General features: G+C 64.7%; 7 protein-coding genes and 1 pseudogene. 2 read left to right on the forward strand and 6 right to left on the reverse strand.

What is annotated here, in order from left to right:
- Positions 1 to 139 precede the first annotated feature (139 nt).
- On the forward strand, positions 140 to 421 hold the full coding sequence (locus GQO94_RS20115) for a hypothetical protein (protein ID WP_156843170.1): 282 nt from the start codon (positions 140 to 142) through the stop codon (positions 419 to 421).
- A 21-nt stretch (positions 422 to 442) separates the two neighbouring features.
- On the opposite strand, the gene GQO94_RS20120 is transcribed toward GQO94_RS20115, so the two are convergent.
- The 5 genes from GQO94_RS20120 to GQO94_RS20895 form a co-directional block, all read right to left on the reverse strand.
- Positions 443 to 1,588 (reverse strand): tyrosine-type recombinase/integrase, encoded by a 1,146-nt coding sequence (locus GQO94_RS20120; protein ID WP_156843171.1) that lies wholly within the window; start codon positions 1,586 to 1,588, stop codon positions 443 to 445.
- Positions 1,589 to 1,876: 288 nt separating this feature from the next.
- Entirely contained in the window at positions 1,877 to 3,286 is a 1,410-nt protein-coding gene (locus GQO94_RS20125) for a recombinase family protein (protein WP_156843172.1), read from the reverse strand.
- Complete coding sequence (locus GQO94_RS20130; RefSeq protein ID WP_156843173.1) at positions 3,283 to 3,543, reverse strand: hypothetical protein; 261 nt, start codon at positions 3,541 to 3,543, stop codon at positions 3,283 to 3,285. The genes GQO94_RS20125 and GQO94_RS20130 overlap by 4 nt, the downstream gene beginning before the upstream one ends.
- Positions 3,544 to 3,967: 424 nt before the next feature.
- Positions 3,968 to 8,272 carry a hypothetical protein gene (locus tag GQO94_RS20135; RefSeq protein ID WP_156843174.1) on the reverse strand — a complete coding sequence of 1,435 codons (4,305 nt, stop codon included), beginning with the start codon at positions 8,270 to 8,272 and terminating at the stop codon, positions 3,968 to 3,970.
- A 9-nt stretch (positions 8,273 to 8,281) separates the two neighbouring features.
- Positions 8,282 to 15,016, reverse strand: coding sequence for a coiled-coil domain-containing protein (locus tag GQO94_RS20895; protein WP_198046079.1), 6,735 nt, complete (start codon positions 15,014 to 15,016; stop codon positions 8,282 to 8,284).
- A 211-nt stretch (positions 15,017 to 15,227) separates the two neighbouring features.
- Between GQO94_RS20895 and GQO94_RS21140 the strand changes: the two genes are divergently transcribed.
- Positions 15,228 to 15,740 carry a hypothetical protein gene (locus tag GQO94_RS21140; protein ID WP_232333052.1) on the forward strand — a complete coding sequence of 171 codons (513 nt, stop codon included), beginning with the start codon at positions 15,228 to 15,230 and terminating at the stop codon, positions 15,738 to 15,740.
- A gap of 547 nt (positions 15,741 to 16,287) precedes the next feature.
- On the opposite strand, the pseudogene GQO94_RS21495 reads toward GQO94_RS21140, so the two are convergent.
- A pseudogene (locus GQO94_RS21495) lies at positions 16,288 to 17,937 on the reverse strand (WG repeat-containing protein); the annotation flags it as partial.
- Positions 17,938 to 18,415: the final 478 nt, after the last annotated feature.

The raw sequence follows: 18,415 nt of genomic DNA on the forward strand, positions 1-18,415 counted from the left end.
CGGTGTAAATCCCTCATCCCCCTCGCCGCCATCGCGAAAGGGAAAAAGTGGACGACTTTTACGCCGCCCGCAGCAGCACTTCGCCGCCGCTACCGTGGTCTAATTTTGCACCGCCGTTCTCAAAGGGGACATCATCCTGATGTACGGCCTATCGCGAGACATGTTCCGCCCAAACGAGACCTACCCGTGGCTCCCCATCGAATTCCTGATCCCGCAGTTCTTTGAGGTTGAAGGGATAACGCTTGGAATCGCTGGAGAGTTCGAAGTCGAGCACAGCGAGTATGAAACACGCTACGAAGACCTCTACATCGACATGGACGAGTTCAAGCACGTGTTCCGTTGGTGCATGGGGCAGGTCAACCCGCCGGAGCGCAATAACGTAGACCTGCCCGACGAGTTGAAGAGACTGCTCGAAGGTTAGGCCCGCGCGAACCTAATTGTGTTATCCGATGCGGTCCAAAAACTCCGCCCATACCGCCATCAACTCCCGCCGCTTGTCGAAAAAGTCGGTGCGCCGATAGGCGGCCTCGACCTGGTTGCTCAGTTTGTGCGCCAAGGCCTTGTCCGCCACTTCCTTCGGAAAGTCGGTCTTCTCTGCCGCCCAATCGGTGAAAGCGGAGCGGAAGCCATGGACGGTCGCGCCCTTGATCCCGGCATCGCGTAGCAGCTTGGTCATTGTCATGTCGCTGATCGGCTTCTCGCCATTGTTTGAGAAGACGAGGCCATCGTCGCTCGTTCGCAGTTTCCAGCGCCGCCGCAGAATGGAAACCGCTGCCTTAGAGAGCGGCACCACATGCGTTTCTTTTGCCTTCATGCGCTCGCCGGGGATTGTCCAGACCGCCTTGTCGAGGTCAATCTCAGTCCAGACGGCCTTGCGCGTTTCGCTCGACCGCACGGCGTTGTAGATCGTGAAGCGCAGGGCATCGCGGCCCGTGGTGGGTGATGCTGTCGCCAACACTTTCATAAATGCCGGAATGTCCGCAAAGGGCATGGCCTTGAAGTGCTCGACCTTGTCGGTCTGGCGCGGCAATCCCTTGCGGACTGACCGCAGCGCAGCCTCTTCTTCCCGCCATCCCTTGATATGCGCAAAGTCGAGAACGGCACCGATGCGCTGCAAAATCTTTCGAGCGGTGTCGGGGATTTCGAGCCAGATGGGCGTGAGCACCTCGAGGACGTGGGTGCTGTCCACCTGATCGACTGGCTTCCTGCCGATCAGCGGGAAGGCGTGGTTTTCCATGCTGGAAATCCAGTTTCGATAGTTCTGGTTCTTCCAGCCGTCCTTCAATGCCTCGTAGCATTCGCGCGCTGCGGTTTCGAAGCTCGGCACCACCTTGCGCGACTTGCGGCGCTCGGCAACCGGATCGATCCCAGCGCGAACCTGGCGACGCAATGCGGCTGCGGCGTCCCGCGCCTCAGTCAGCGTCACATCAAGCGCCGATCCCAATCCGTAGTCACGCCGCCTGCCGTTATGCTGCATCCGCAAGACCCAGCTGCGCGAGCCGCTTTCCTTCACGAAAAGACACAAGCCGCGGCCATCAACGTAGCGACCTGGCTTGGCGTTTTTTACCTTCAATGCGGTCAGTGCCATAGGTTATACACACCGTAAAATTGATCCAACTTTCGACCCCACAAAGTGATCGAAATGCAGGCAAACGGGGGCGATCGACCGTGAACACGGTAGAAGACAAACCCCTGATTTTACAGAGTAGTTAGGGACGTCCCGACACTGCCTGCGACAGAAGTTTTAGCAATGTCGGGTGCACCATCCCTTCTCCTCCCCCCTCAAAACCCGATAAAAGCGCGAAAGGTGAGGAGGTTAGCGCGGTTCTAAAACCGCTGTTCCGCAGATATTGCAGGCGCTCGGCGAAGGCCAGATTCAGCACCAGCCGCTTGTGCTCGAAATTGCCGGAAACCCAGAGTTGTAAGGGTTTGCGAGGAAGGTCATGGCGGTTCTAAATGCCGTCTCGAAGGCCTTGGGATTTCGGCCCGATCGGGCGATCCGTTCCTTGAGCTGCGCCTTGCGGGATTCGAGGTCCTGAATGCGGTTTTCGTAGGCTTTGACGAGCGTCTGGCTGTCAGCGTCCATCACTCGATCGACAAGCTGGATGATCTGGGACTCGATCTTGCGCGCCTCGGCTTCCCAGCCATTCTTGCGCGCGGTGACGCCTTCGCTGCGGATGTCCCACAAGCGGCGGAAGGTTTCGTAGGCAAGCACGAAGAGGTCGTGCGAGGGACGCATAGTCTGGAGGATGTCGGCGAACTCGCCCTCGATCTTGTCGCGGGCGACGGCCTTGCCGTAGTCGGTGCATTCCTTGTTGGGGCAGTGATAATAGGGATAATGCTTCTTGCGCCCCTTGGCCCAGTAGCTGGTGAGCCGGGTCTCGCAGTGGCCGCAGATGACGAAGCCGCGCAGCGCGAAGTCCTCGCCCAAATCCTTGCGGGCAGGAACCCTGGCAAGGCTGTGAAGCCGCTCCTGTATCTTGCGGAAGGTTTCGTAGCTGATCAGCCCTTCGTGCTGGGCAGGCCGCAGCGAGACGTTCCAGCGCGACACTTCAAGGTGCCCGGCGTAGAGCACCTGATTGAGCAGCTCATAGACCCGCTGGGGATGGACCTGCCCACGCCGGTCGCGCGGGAACTCGGGTTGGTCGGCAAGGAAGCGCTGTACCTCCGCCTGCGTTTGAAAACGCCCCGTGGCGTATCCTTCCAGCGCTTCCTGTACGACCGAGGCCAGCGGCTCGTCGCGCACGAGGATCTTGTTCTTGCCCCGGCTGTCCTTGACCTCGGCGAACCTGTAGCCCGCCGGGCACTGGAACACCCAGTAGCCGTCGAGGCAGCGGGCGCGCATGCGCTTGAGCGTCTGCTCGGCGTTCTTCTCGCGCTGGTGCTGGTAGGAGCTGGCAAGCACGTTCTCGACGAAGCGGCCATCCGAGTCCTCGCGGAACTGGTGTGAAGGTGAAGCCATGACCGCGCCTGCCTTCTTCACCGCCTCGCGCAGCTGGGCATGGGCGACGACATCGCGGGCAAGGCGAGACAGGTCGTCGATGATGACGACATAGGTCTGCTTCTGGCCTTTGAGGAACTTGAGCATCTCCTTCATCGCCGGGCGATTGGAGTGGGCTCCGGTGAAGTCGTCCTGGAACACGCGCACGACATCGTAGCCGTGGCGAGCCGCGTATTCGCGGCAGATGGTTTCCTGGCTTTCGAGGCCGTGGCCATCGGTCTTCTGCTTGGGATCGGAGACCCGGCAGTAGATGACGGCGAACTGGCGGTTGAGCGGGTCGGTCATGTCTCCTTCTTTCCGACTGCGTCATCGTGGGCAGCGCTGTTGAACGTGGGGGCGATGGAATGGTGCGATTCTACGCTAAACCAGCTGGTATCGGAATCAGAACCTTCATCCGTCCCCAGACTTTTGACTTCGAGTCCCTCAATGACGAAGGGGTCCATCATGGTTTCCAGAATCTCCAGCCAGGCCCGACCTTCCTCTTCCGCGACGCCGCGTGCTTCGAAGAAGTCGCGGTAGAAGTCGTCATAGGGCACGAGCATGGCACGGAACCTCGTTCGCGCCCGGCAGAGCCAGGCGCGGCTAGAATGTTGATGTGATTGAAATAATAGCCCTGCGATCCCGTCACATTGGGGGATAGGCACGACAAAGCCCGCGTCTGGCGGGCTTCGTGCAGGCGTAGCTTTAGCTATTCGAGCGAATTAGAACATAAAATGAACAAAATGTCCAAGGCTTTGTTCGGCGACGTGGTGCAGGACGGCGGCTTTGCGCCCCGATTCGGGTCATTCGCATTCCGAACCGCCAATCCCGGAAACGGCCTCTAGCTCATGGGCGCAAGCAATGATTGGGTAGAAGGGCACGCCCGCTCCGCCACTACTATCTCTACTTTCAAGTCAGGCGCAAGCAAGCGCGCTTCTTGTCGTCGGGGCTCAGCAGAGAGCCCACAAGGAGTCGATTCCACTCAAATCACTCGATCGCAATCAGTGGGCCAACGGCGACGACCCGCTCGTTGATGTCGACGCTGGCCACGGGGCCTTCGTCGAACGCATGTCGCTCGGCCTGATCGCCGAACCAGCGCTGCGTCGCCGACGTTAGGCTTGCGTCCTCGCTCCGCATGTGCGGTTGCGTCACATGCTGTAGTTCGATGACGCGCACGTGCGAGGGCTCGAGCCCGTCGGGCACCACGAGGCGCAGCCGCTCACCCTCGGCAATCGCGGGAACGACCGCAGCGACGCGGGTTCGCCGCAGGCCCGCCGCGTCGGGGATCGATCGGAGCAGCACTCCGGCGATGCCGGACACGAGATAGGGGCCGGGCGTGGCGTCCACGGGCGGTGCGTCGCCGCTTACACGCACCAGCCGTGCCATGCGCTCTGCGGCGAGTGCGCCGGCCTCGGCATTCGGTTCGATCCACAGCCGCTGGCCTACGCGCGCGGCGCGGAACAGCGGCACGCGGCGCTGCCCGGCGATCGCGGCATCGCGCATGTCGGGCAGGAACTGCACCCAGACCGGCGCGGACCAGGGTGACGCCAGGCCGCCCGCGACGACGCGTGCCTCGACGCGCGCCATGGTGTTGGGCCGGAGGATCGCGCCGTCGAGACTGGCTTCGACGAAGGCGATGCTGAACGGGAAGGACGGCGCCGGTGATCGCGGCTCGAGCGTCTGGCCCAGCACCGTGTTCGTGCGGAGCCGTTTTCGCTCGGGCTCCCGCGGTTCCCAGACACCTTCTGAGGAAAGCCGAAAGATTCGGTCGTGCTGCGCGCCTTGTTCGAACGGATCGCCGTCGCCCGGCTCGAGGATGGGGTCTGCGCCAATTGCGAGCGCCGCCGTCTCGCGATCGCCCTCCTGCAGCCCGTGGTCGAGCCGTTCGATGGTGACCTCGACTTCGAGCGCCTCGTCGAGGCCGCCGCCATGCCGCGTGTCGTACATCGGATGGTCGAGATAGACGCCGAACCCGCCGGCCGTGCCGTCCTGTCCCGCGACGCCGTCGAACAGCGGCGCCGCGAGTGCCACGCGCGGCGTTGGGAGCGGGTCCGCGCGGCGCGTGCCTATCGTGTATCCGCGCCAGGGGCTGATGTTGTGCGCGTCGCTAGCCATTCCGGCCTCGCGAGCGGTGTCGGGCGAACCCGGCCGCAGCGCCGCATACCGGCTGATTGCCACGAGCCTCAGCCGGAGATAGTTGGCGCCACGATTGGAAGGACTTTCGCGGGTAAATAACATGGCCTCGGTGCCGGCACTGCGCAGGACCGTCGCGGTCGAGCCGGCGTCGCGCCGGTCCTCGAACATCAGTCGCTCGAAAGTCACATAGCCCCGCGCCCGTGAATCGCCCGCGGGTTCCAGCGTGTCAGGCTGCAGCCCGCCGCCCGCCGCTGACGTATAGGCGAAGACCGGGCCGCCGTCCCAGCGCCAGGTCTGCCACACCGGTTCGAGCGAGCCGATAAAGTCGGCGCGGCGCACGTGATCCGGGTCCTCCGCGGCGGGTGCGGCGAACGCAGCGACGACGTCGCCCCGGTCGACGTCCTCACGCATCTCGAGTTGGCGCCAGAGCGCCGCCGGCGAGGGGAGATGGTTTGTCTCGGGAAGAGACTCGATGGCGATGCGCGCGCTGCCGAACAGCAGATCGCCGCCCCGCTCGGTGCCGCGCTGATAGGCGCTCGTCGCGAAGCGCTCGTCGTCTCCGCCGGGGAAGAAGCGCCCGTCGCAAAGTGTGCGCGTCTCGAGCACGCAGCGCTTGTCGCGCGGGATCCGGACGGTAAGCCGGCCGACGCCGTCCGCATCGGGCTCGGCATAGTCCATCGCAAGTTGGGATTCGGTCGCGATCACCGTAACGTCGACGCGCTGACCTTCGGCCAATGCCGCCGGCACGGGCGCGACGAGGTCGTGTGTCGGGCCGTCCTGCTCGATACCGTGAAGGCGGAAATAGACACCGCCGCGCCCGGCATGCTGGCCGTGGAGCAGGCCGACCACCGCCGGATCGTCGGCCGCGTCGGTGTCGGTGGGGTGGGCGACGGGCGTCGTGTTCCCCGTTGTCCACCACTGGTCGCGCTGCATCCAGTAGCGCCAGACGAGCGCCGTCGTCGCGTCCTCGCGTGCCTTGCCCAGCCCCAGTGCGGGCGGCCGTACCGTGAAGGTGAAGTCGCGATGCGCCAGCGTGTCCGCATAGGCCTCGTCGAGATAGAGCGTCGGTGCGTCGTGAAGCGCCTCGCGCTCGGCGACCAGTTCGGAGGGCCAGCGGGCGACATGCTCGCGCCAAAGCGGTCGCACGTCGGCGTCCTTCGGCCCGGTCAGCGACAGCCGACCCTCGGTTGGTCCCGTCGCGAGCAGGCGCGGCGCACCCGGCAACAGAGTCCGGCGCAGCGGCAGCTTCAGCCGGAAGCGGACGGGGCAATTCGCCAGGACCGTGGCGGAAAACGCCAGCGGCGCTGCGGGATCGCAAAAATGATGCGGCAGCAAGCCTCCCGGCGCCTGATAGCCGCAAGCGATCTCAAACGTCTGGCCATAGGCGAGCGGCGGGCATCGGGTGTCGCCTGCGCCGTAGAGGATCTCGATGGGCGCGGGCTCGGCCTCGCTGTCGTCGGCGGCGCGGCGCGACCACGAGATCATCGGCTCGCCATGATAGCTGGCGACGGCGACGCGGCTTTCGGTGGCCGATGCGCGGCGGGTCGAATGCGCGACGTCGAAGACTACCGGGAGCGGTGTGCGCGTGCCGATCGCCGCCGTTTCGTCGGGCAGTGCCGCGCGCCCCCGATCGTGCACGATGTCGACCGATCCCCCGCTCACCAGCGCGAAGTCACTCCAGCTGTCCTGCGTCGCCTCGCGGACTGCGACCAGAAAGCCATCCATCATCAGATGGACGTCGGGCTGTCCTTGGCCGTTCTGGACCGGGTCATGGAAGATCGTGTCAACGCGGAAGGGTAGGCCGTCGCGCGCCGCCGCGTCGATGCTGTCGCGCTCGATGTGGAACACGGTCTCGCGCACGTGCCGCATGACGTCGGGATGATACCGCATCCCCAGCATCTCCAGCGCCGCCGCGAATGCATAATCGAACGCGTCGTGCAGGGCGCACCAGTCGCCTGCCTCGCCGCCGACGCGTGCGATCAGGGTCTGGAGGAAATAGGCGCGGGCGAGCGCCTCGAGAACGAGCGACGACAGGAAAGTGCCGATGTTGCCGTCGTCCGACAGCCAGTCGAGCACCGTCTTCCGACATTCAAGCGGCAGCGCCGGGACGGCCGTGCGCAGCCCATCCTGCATGATCTGGCGGAAGTCCGCCGCCGCCGCGGCGCTGCGCAGGGCTGCCGGGTCGAGCGGAGTAGCGTGCGGGATCGCCGCGACGAGATCATCGATCATCGCCAAGCGCCGCTGGCCGAAGGCGATGCTCCAGTCGCGCGCGAACTGGCGCTCGGCCGCGATGTCGTCGCCGGGCGTCAGATCGGCGATGGCAAGGAACACGTCGGCCAGCCGGTCCGGGTCATAGCCGTTTGCGCTGCCGCCGAAGAGATGGAGCAGCATACGCTCGATCGCCGGTCTGGGCTCGTGGACCGCCGCGTCCCCGAGCAGTTCGACGAGGTCAGCGAGACGCGCGAGCGGATCGATTGCGCGCCCCAGCCGCGCGGGAAGCTCAGCAAGCCAGCTTGCGGTCGCTTGCTCGTCGATGGGATCGCCATGGACGACCATGCGCGTCGCGTGATCGATTAGCCCGGTGTGGCCGGTCGGGGGCAGCGTGAAGAGTTCCCCCGGTTGCCAGCGGACCTCGAAGCTCCCGCTACCATTCGTTGAATAGCGCGTCCCGCCGACGACGATCGCATCGATCGCGAGCGCCTGCGGCGCAATGGCCGAAAGCTCGGCAAGATGCGCGAGATTCAGCCCATGGGAAAGCTCGGGCCCGCTCCGGCTCAGCTGGACGAGTAGGCCCGGCCAAATTGGCACGCCTTCCTCCGCCTCGTCCGGGGCGGCAACGTTGCGGAAGACGAGCGGATCCTCCTGGCCCGCCGGCAATGTTTCGCGGAGCGCAATGAGGCGTTCGACATAGGCTTCAAGCGCGTCGGTGGGTCCGGTGACGTTTAGCCGGTGCGGCGTTCCGGGCGTCGTCCAGTCGATCTCGTCCCAGCGCCAAGGGCAAAGCAGCGCCTTGAGCAGCGACTTTTCCACGTCGGTGAAGCGGCGCGCGGGCGCCTGGGTCAGCGCCACGCTCAAGGTCCGCCCTAGCCAGTGGCCGCCGCCGTCGCGCGGCGTGTGGAAGCCCTCGACGTAAATCGTGATGGTGAAATCCGCCATCGCTAGCTCCTAGAGGCGATAGGTGATCGGGCGGGAGAAGCGCTTCTTGTAGAAGCTGCTGATGCGGACCTCGACCTTGATCGATCCGTGCCCGAGCAGTTTCTGCCCGTTGTATGTAAGGGCGAGCCGCACGCTGAGGCTCACGGTGACGAAGCCCCACGCAGTGACCGAGCCCGACAGGACGAACAGCGCGGTTATCGCGATCTGCGACCCCGCCGATCCGGTCCTGAAGCTCGCCTCGAATCCAAGATAGACCTGGATGCTGCCCTTGAGCGGACCGAAGGCGAAGCCGGTCCCTGCGGCCAGACCCATGCTGACGCGCAGCACGATGTCGGTCTTGCGCGAAGCCGGCAGGTGCATGGCCTCGGCCTCGACATAGCCGCCGCCGCCCAGCAGGCTCACGGTCATGGCGAAGGGGCAATCGCGCCGACCGAAATAGGCGACGCTGCGAATTTCGAACTCGCTGCGCTGGGCGAGGTCGAGATGCACGCCGAGCGCGGCGTTCATCACCGAGACCGCGCCCACGCCGAACGATGTCGGCGGCAGGTCGTAGCGCGAGCGGAGGCCAATTGGCCGCCCCGTCGCGGGATCGTTGAGCAGTTCAATCGACAGCGGACTGTCGGTGCCGCCGAGATCCTGCAGCAAGCCGGTCAGCAGCTGGAGCGGTCCTGGAAATTCGATCTTTTCGGGCCGGATATCGAACTTGAGCCCACCGCGCTCATCATAGCGGATCGCGGCGTCACGGATGCGCACCAGCGCCATTCCGCCGACGATCAGCACCCAGTCGGAGACGATCGACGCCTTGACACTGCGGCGCTCGCCGCCGGCCAACGCGCGCTCGTAGCGTGAGACACCGCTCAACACCATTCGCTCGGCGATCACGGCGAAGGCATCGTGCCGAAACAGGTCCTGCGTCTCGGGGCCGTAGTTGATCTCGGCTTGGAGCCAGGCAGTGTTGTGCTTGGCGTCATAGTCGTGCGTGACGCGGATCGCACTCGCAAGCTCGGGCCCGAACTTCAGATTGGGCAGCAAGTCCTTGAGCCCGGCGAAGTCCTTCATCACGTCGCTTGCGCGCATTCGGAGGTCCTCGAGCACGGCATCGGCGCCCTTGCGCAGATCGTCGAAGGCGCGGTGCGCCGGTGCGAGCAGCGCTTCGCCAAGCCCGAGGGTCGGCAGCGCCAGGCCCACGCCGCGCAGCGCGCGGTCTGCCTGGTCAACGAGTGCGGTGACCGGCGTGACGATAACGTGCATCTCGGACTGGAAGTGATAGGCGATTTGCTCGCGATTGAAGATCAGCTGCTCGACGATCGGCGGCGCGCCTGCGGCGCGCAGCAGGTTGAGCGCGACCGCCTCGCCGATGCCGTCGGGCGTCACCGTGTCGCGCGTGAGCCGCTCGAGCATCCGGCCGTCGAGCACGTCCTCGATCCCGCCGCGCAACTGGCATAGCGCATTGCCGATCCCGCGCGCATAGCCGTCGAGTTCGACGCGGAGCGCCTCGATCTCGCCGACGAAGTCGGCGACCTCCCGGATCAGTCCGTCGATCCGCGTCCGCCATTGGCTGAGGAGTTCGGTCGCGAGCTGGTCGGCCTGGGTGAGGAGGTCGCAAAGCTCCCGCCCGGCGCTGTCGACATGACCGAGCAGCGTGTCGAGCGGGGCCGTGACTTGGTTCTGTGCTGCAGTCAGGCGCGTGATCAGCTCGGCGGGCGGCTCAGCCGCCTCGGTTGCACGCCGCAGCGCGCCGATCGCTGCCGACATGGCGCGCAGCCCTCGGTCGAGCACGTCGAGCGGATCCTTCGCCATCTCGTCGATGCGTGCCCGCGCCTCGCCCATCTCCGTTTCAAGCGTCTCGAACAGCCGCGCCGGCGCGTCGTCGATCAAGTCCAGTAGCGACGCCGATCCAGCAGCGATCCCTTGTTGCAGTCCGGCGATCAGCTCGTTAGCCTCGCGCAGCGCATCATGGATCACGTCGGTGGCAAGCGTCGCGTCGCGCCGCCAGACTCCGATGCCGGCCTGTGCCTTGGCGAGTTTCGCCGGCAGCGCCGTGGCCGCGTTCGCACGCAGGTCCGACAGGCGCTCGCGGCCCGATTCGAGCTGCTCCGCCAGTGCGACGGCAAGGCTTGCGGCCTGCGGGGCGGCTTTGGCAATCTTGGGCGCCGCCTTGCGCAACTGCGCGGCTGCGGTGTCGAGTTTGGGGAGATGCCCGGTCAGCATGTCGAGCAGTCGTTCGGCCTCGCGCGTCCGCGCGGCGAGCTCCTCGCGCATTCGCCCCAATGCAGCGTTGGCGTTATGGTGCCCGGCAGCGACTTGCTGGTGAACCTCGGCGATCTCCGTGCGGACGTCGCCGAGTGCGGCGTCGGCGCGCTGCGCCACATTGCCGATCGCGCTCGCAGCGGACTCCAGTGCCTTGGTCAGCTCGCCCCTGAACTCGGCGCTCGCGCGGCCGACCTGATCGATCAGCGGCTGCAATAATGCGTCCGCGGTCCGGTCAATGGGCAGATGCGCATCGACCTGGGTCTGGAGCTGGCGCAGGCGCATCGCCGCTTCGCCGCGATTATGCCGCCAGATTGCGTCTATCGTTGCGATGACGCCAAGTTCCTTCCGGAGCGCGCGCAGACGGTTGGCCGGTTCATGCGCCCAGTCGCACCAGCGTTGCGTGGGAATGGGGTTGGTCGCGGGAAGCGTGTCGCGCAGCTCGGTGAGCTTTGTCGTTGCCTGCTGCTTGAGCTCGGCGATCGGATCGTGTCCCGTGACCGGCGCGCGCGCGATCGCGGCCAGCTCGTTGCCCTTGGCGGCGCCGCGGATGACTTGCTTCAGCCGCTGCTGCTCGATATCGCCTGGATCCGCCGGCGAGGGCTTTCCGGTCGAGCGGCCGCGCATCACCAGCACGCTGCGCAGATCGGCGATGGTGGGCGCCTTCGCCCGCGCCTGCATCACATTGATCCCGGCACCGGATTCGAGCAGTAACGTGAAGGCCTCCAGCCCTGGCGCCTCGGCGGCCTCGGGCGGCAGCGGCGCCTTGGGATCCTCTGGGTGCTGGAACTGGCCCCGCGTGATCGGATCATGTGTCGGATTGTCGAGCGCGCGGTCGTGATAATCGGCGTCATAAACCAGCGGCCAGCTGTCAACGTCGCCCGAGGGTTCCGCGCCCCGATGCTCGATGATCGAATAGAAGCGCAGCCGCTCGGGGTTCACCACGCGCCGGGCGAGCGGCTCGGGCTCGCTGCGCGCTGGATCGCCTGCGAACAGCATCTCGACCACAGGGCGCGGATAGATCGCCTCGTCCTCGCCTCGCCGCCACAGCGGAATAGCATAGCCCTGGACGCGCGGATCGACGAGAGATGAAGCCCAGGATCCGTGGACCGGAATTCGCACCGTCCGAAAACGCGCGCCGATCAGTGGTCCGGCGTCGAGATCGGTAGCACCCGCCCGGTCGGGGTAGGTCCGCACCGGCTGCGTCAACTCGATATATTCCTCAACCTTGCGGACGATCGGGCGTCCGCAATTAAAATCCTGCTCGCCGGCGAACTGGCGCGCGGGGAGGAAGCTGCGCCGATAGACGATGACATGCTTGGCGAGGTGGTGCAGCGCGCCAATCCGTCCCTTGCGCTCGAACCGTGCCTCGTGGATGCGGCCCATCTCGACCTCGCTCGAGATCAGCGTGAGCCCGTTCTGGAACGCCGCGCGCGGCCTCGTCCAGGCGCCGAGTGCCGAAAGCTGGAAGCCGTCGAGCTCGCCGATGCCGTCGCGCCGGCCGTGCAGCGTGTGGACGAGCGCGGGCTGTTCGAACCCCGCCATCGCGCCGCCCAAAATCCCGCCCTCTTCGGCGGGCGTCCAAACTATGTCGTCAGCATCGGGCGCGGGAACGCGCAGATCGTCGACAATCGGCTTCACGAACTTAGCGTTATCGCCCGGTACGGCGTGGCGGGTGCCCGTCCCCAAGCCTCGCTTGGTGCGCAGGCGGAAGCGCACGTCCCCAAGCCGCGGCCGCGCGAGCGGGTTGCCTTCTTCGCGCAAGTCGAGGACGGCGAGGCGCCGCGACCAAGCGCCGAGGCCCGCTAGCCAGGGCGCCTCGCGCTCGGGCTGGCCAGTGATTGGCTCGCGCGGCACGCCGCGCCATGCTGCCATCTCAGCGAGGCGGAAGCCATCCAATGCCCCCGTCCACGCTTCGAGCCCGTAGAGCACCTCCATCCGGCGCACAGCGAGCATCCGCGCGCCCGGCAGGTCGGTCTCGAACGAACCGAGGATCGTGCGCAAGTTCCAGGGCGCGATCTGGTTTCGCCCACGCGAATTGCCTTCCAACCGTACTTCGGTGGCGGGCACGAGCCGGGCCGGCACGCGGCTTCCCTCGCGGACCTGGTCGGGCGGAAGATGCGTCTGCGCGACGTCGGCCCGCCGCTCCCACGCTTCGGCGACGCCTTGCGGCGGCAGCGTGAGGTCGAGGACCTGCGGCGCATCATCGGGCGGCGTGAGCCGCCAATAGCCTTGCGCCGCCTGCCAGCTTGCCGCGCTTTCGCGATCGTTGGTCGGGACCGCCAGCTTGTTCGCGGCGACCTTGGCCACCAGCATTGGGGCAGGGTCTAGAATCGTCACTTCGACCTTTTTCGAAGCGTCGTCGCCCTGCTCGGGGCGAAGGTCGAAGGACAACAGCCGCGCGCCCGTTGCATGCGTGCGATGGTCGCGCGCGCGTAGCACGCCCCGGTTCATCAGTGCAGTGCTCCACAGCGCCGATTGCAGGGCGAGCTCGCGCTCCACGGCATCGGAACCGCCCACAGTTACGTCCTCGACCGGCAATTCGAGCGGGCGGTCTCCCTGGCCGAGCTGATAGGCCGGGCCGTCGGCGGCGGGCTCCACCGAGACGAAGAAATTGGGGAGGCACCCGCGCCCGAAACGCACGTCGAGCCCGCCGATTGCGACACTCGGCTCGCCGACGGGCGTGATGACGCTACTGGCGGCGTAGAGAATATGCGGGCTGGCGAGGCGCCACATCCCGTCGCGCTCAACGTTGAAATGGAGCGCGGCCTCGTGGCCGGCGTCGAGCTCGAGCTCGATATCGCCGGCGAAACGCAGCGGATGCTCCGCATGCGTTCCCATGCCGGGGAAGCGGAGCTGCGCCGCCTGAATCCGTGTCCGGCCCGTTGCGGTCGGCGGCGGCGGCGCGGTCAGCACATTGAGCACGCCGTCGCGTTCGTTCAGCGTATGCCGCGCCATGTGGCGCAGCGAGACCTGCGTCAGCCGGTATCCGGACAGCATCGGGCCGGCCTCGCTCGCGCTTTCGGCATCGGGCCAGACGTCCTCGCACGTGAACTCGGCGCACCAGCGCCCTCCCAGACGCCGGTCGACCGCGTCGGTCGCGCCGAGCAGGTCGGGCAGCAGGCTCAGCCCGCCGGTCCCGCTTTCGTTGCGGGCGTTGACGCGCATCGGCCCGCCGAGCTTGCGCTCCCAAATCGCGAGGAAATGCCGGTCGGTCAGTCCCTCGAGTCGGATCGTCGGTCCGGTGTCGGTGCCGGGCGCGCCGGCGGTGCGAGTCACGCGGAGCAGCGCGGGAGAGGTCTCCATCCGGCCCTGGCCATTTCCATCCTCGCCGTCCGCTTCCAGCGCGATCCAGCGCCGCCACTCGATGGCATCGCCTTGCCGCGACATATGGAGATGGTGATAGGGGATGGCGGCGCCCCCCGCGCAGCCGGGGAGGTCGTCCGGTTCGGTCGGAGCAACCGCGGCGGAGCGCAGCCCGAGCGCGTCGAGCACGGCGAGCTGCGCCGCCGAGTCCACGCCGCGCGGGGCGAGCCGCGCAAGCACCGGGCGGCGATCCGCAGATCCCGGGCGCGCGGGAAAACAGGCGATGCGGTCGAGCGCATCGTCGAATGCGAGGGGCGCCGATTCAACTCCGGGGCTGCTCGACCACCAGAAGCCGTCCTGCAGCGCTGTGACTTGGCCCCAGCGATCGGCGCGTGAGGGCAGCATGGTGTCGCGAAAAGACTCAAACGCCGTGCCTAGCACTTCGAGCCCGCTGGCGTTCACCGCGAAGGATTCGAGCAGCGGCTGGCGCCCGCCCGCGCGGAAGCCGCCGGCGAGATACGGCATGCGTCGTGCGGGCACTTGGCAAAGCTCGGCCATCGTCCGCAGCCGCTCGATCGCTTCGAAATCGCGCGAATTGCCCGGATTGAGCCCCGCCATGCCCGCTTGGAGAACATCATCGCTGTCGAGCGCGGGCACGGCATCCGAGGATTCGAACAACGCACGTTCGAGCAGCGACAGCCGGAAATTGAGCCACTGGCCGCGCTCGCGCGGCCTGGGCGCGCCAGGGGTCGTCGTCTCGACCAGCCGGGTCAGCCGGACGGCGCTGAAGCCCAGCGCCGCGATACCCGCGATCCGGGCGTGCGCGCGCACGATGTCGACGTCATGGGCAAAGGGTAGGCGCTTATCGCGCAGATGTTCGGCGTGGGGAGGCGTCGCGACGCTGCGCAGGGCAAAATTTGGCACACCGCCGGCCGGCCAGCCGTTCGCGAGGAACTGCACATGCGCTATGCCGTAGAGTGTGATGCCAAAGCGGCGTTCGATGACATTGCCGCGCCGGACCTGTTCCTCAAGCCGCCATCCGAGCGTTCCTCCGGCCGTATTTCGGACAATGAATCCGTCATTCTCGTCATAGGATATGCGAAACTGCGCGGGTTCGCCGGGCAGGGGCATCGCATGGGCGTCCGAAATGGCGCCGATGGCCCAAATGGAAAGGATTTCACGCGACATGCCGGTCTCCCGCGCTTCGCCAATGCAAGACCCCGCGTCTGTTTCGGCGCGTCGGCCCACTCGCGATTACAATATTATGGCGGAGTCCGTGACGCCCGTCACCTGCGCTTTGCACTATTCCGACTTAGTATCGCCTGTTGTACACCGTTCATCCTACAAATACAGCCTGCGGGGTGCAGCTTGAACTCGACGGCAAGGTAAGGAAGATCCGATGACGACGATACCGAGTTCTATTAACGGCGTGACGATCGAGTTTGCCCCTGGGGTGAACAACGACGCCATCCAGATGCTCATCGACGGGCTTGTCCATACAATCTCACCGACGGTCGCGCCCGGTCACACGCTCAGCCGAATCTGGATCTCGTCGGTCAGGGATAGCCATGTTTGCCCGAGCCGCCATGTGACCGGCAATGCGTCGGATCTCTCGCGTATCAACGGCAAGAAGATCGGCGAGCACTACACGTCAGACCCTGAGGTAAAGGCGATCGTCGACGCGCTGCAGAACCGGTACGAAACCTATCTGCCCCATCGTCGCGAGAATTACGGTCCGACGGTCAAGCTGAAGCTCGGCCAGCCGTACAATTCGGGCGGGCACGATGACCATATCCATTTCTCGGTGTCCGGCCCGCATAATTGCCCTGCGCCGGGGCTGTTTCAGCGGCTACTCCGCCTATTCGGCGGCAACGGAGCGAGGGAAGAGGTATGCAACCACGAGGAAGATTAGACGGGATGGAAGCGCTCGGCGCCGTTGATGGAGTCGGCCAAGGACCATGGGCTCGGCTCTCACAACCGCCTCTTGATGTGCTGGGGCCAGTCACCTCGCGGCAAAAGGGCTCCATTGGCGTAGTCCCATATGAACGGCCCGATCTAAGGTAGGAAGCGGACCATCGCCCCAAGCATCCAATCTCATCGCCAATCCCGAGCGCGGCAATCTTGTGGGTTTGCTTTGCCGCAAATTGGGAACCGCCAATTGACGCACCTAGCCACCCCGGTCCACCAGGCCCTCCTCCGCTCACCGAGTAGGACACCCCGCTCATGACCCCATCTCCGACCCAGGTGGGTGGCCCATCCCGATTGCCCGCCTGAAAGTCCAACCAGGCTCGATTCCATAGAACGCTACTTTCGAATGGGTCGTCGTCGAACTTCTCCGGGTAATGGTGTGACACGCTGATCGGGTAATAGGTTTCGCTGCAATCCATCGCTTCGCGACGCGCACCGTCAGGTCCTATCGCACACCACCCGTCGCCACCTGGTTCAACCGCCCAGGATACACCGTGCTGGAAACAGGATAGCGCACGAAAACGCGGTTCGATTACGGTGTGACCAGATTGATCCTGAAAACCCCATAAGTCTCCCCTTTGGAAAAAGCGCAGCCCGCCTTCACATGTCAGTGCCTGTTGAGGAGAAGGCGTTTCGGCAACTGGCTGCTCAACCATGTTTCCCGATGCGTTGATCCAGTAGGTATCCTCACCTTCACCCACGGCGAAGGTGTTGTTGCGATCGGGCCGAAGCTTTGAAAAACGAGGTCGGAGAGAGAAGCTACCCGCACGATCGATGACCCCCCACTTGCCACCGACCTTCACCGGCACGTGAGCCCTTGTGAATGAGTATGTCTCCTCAAAGCCGTCCGGAACCCCAAGAACAGTTCCGTTCTCCAGCACGTAGAACCATCGGTCGCCCCGTCGTGCCGAGAATGGTCCCGGGCAATCACGTTTGCTGAAGTAGGTATTGTCAAACCGTCCGACAGCGCGGCCAGCCACCCGGAACTCGACCTCCTCACCCCTACGAAAGATTCCCAATCCGCCATCGCATTCGAACAAGGGTTCGCCATCGAGCTGATCGGGAATCAATTGGCCGTTGGGGGTAACGCTGTGCCAGGTATCGCCTAGGCGTGCGCGCGGGAGCGTACCGTCCTCACAAATATCAACTTTGTCGAAATATTGCCCGCCGAGCAGCGAACCATCCGCTTTGACAATTCCCTCTCTGACATCATTCTGCCGCCCGTCGGATCCATACGTCTTGCCTTCCTTGGCGTAGCCGTAGCCACCACGCCAATAGCTCAAATACGCGAATTCGAGCGGCACGACGAGATCACCATTGCGATCAACCGCGCCCCAGCGAACCGTTTCCCTTCGCTCGATTGGAGGCAGATCAGGCTGGGTGGCAGCATTTACAACAGCATGCGTTTCCATCACGCGCTGCACATGCTGATAGCGCGGAGAAACACGCCAACTGCCATCAGCCTTTAGCAGACCCCATTGGTCTTCACCTTGCTCGTTGCGCCTGCCCGCCCAGATCAGCCCACGTTGCGGTTCATCGAAGATGCTGAACTCTAAATTGCTATCCGTCAGCCAGCCTCGGTCACGATGGTACAGTCCCGCTACACGACGGCCGGAAAGCATTGTCGATTCAGACAGTGTTTCAAGACGACCAGTCTGGGAGGACTGCGATGAAGGGTTGTCTGGCAAGGGCTCAGCAATGAATGTGCCGTCAGAGAAGTGGATTAGCCTGTGAAACTGCGCGGGGACTACAATCCGACCCGAACGGTCGATTGCCCCGGAAGCGTTGTCAATCCGCACTTCGGCGTAGCCACCCGAAAAGGAACTTGCTGACTGAAAGCGCGGCGAGACGACTATCTCACCGCGGGGGTTTATGAAGCCGAACAGGCCATCGATGCGGACAGCCGCAAGGCCCTCACTAAATGGCTGGGCGACTTCGTACTTCTGCGGAATGCGAAGCGTCTCACCTTCCTTTTCAACATATCCGCAAAGCTGAAACGGCCCACCGCATAGCGGTTTCAATTCTACCTCGCTGGTCGAAGACGTCAGCGCCGACAACGGTGCGAACAATGCGAACGCGGAAAGTAGATATAGTCGCAATGACCTCCCTCCCTCCATCTGATGGTACCAGTAGCATGTCATTGCTTGCAAATACGTAAGCCGGTGCCCGACTGGATCAATGGCGAAGCAATTGGGCTATTCGCAGCATTGGAAATGAGAGTCGAAAGAGGCAAATCTGGATCAATCGTCGAGGGGCCGCATTCTGGGTTCCACCACTGAGACCGGACTGTCTCCTGTCGGCCCCATTGCCGCCATATTCGAATCGGCGAACAGGTCAGGCGATTTGCACAGTCATACCATCCGCGTACTGCGGGAAATGGGCCAGTCTCTCGGGCACAGGCACGGTATTCACCCGCCGCACCGTGCCACCGAACACGCCCGGTAGCCGTACCCGATCCAGCGGCGGATGGAACGGGTTCGGCAGCCACAATCCATTTGAGGTGGTCCCGCGTTCTTGGACAGTTTGGCGGCTGAGTTAAGCTAATCCCGGTTGTCGTTCATGCCGCCTGTTTGATCATCAGATCATGGGGGGCATGCCCCCCATGATCTGATTGCCCGA

Origin of the sequence: Novosphingobium aquimarinum (assembly GCF_009746585.1) — a bacterium.
GTDB lineage: Bacteria > Pseudomonadota > Alphaproteobacteria > Sphingomonadales > Sphingomonadaceae > Novosphingobium > Novosphingobium aquimarinum.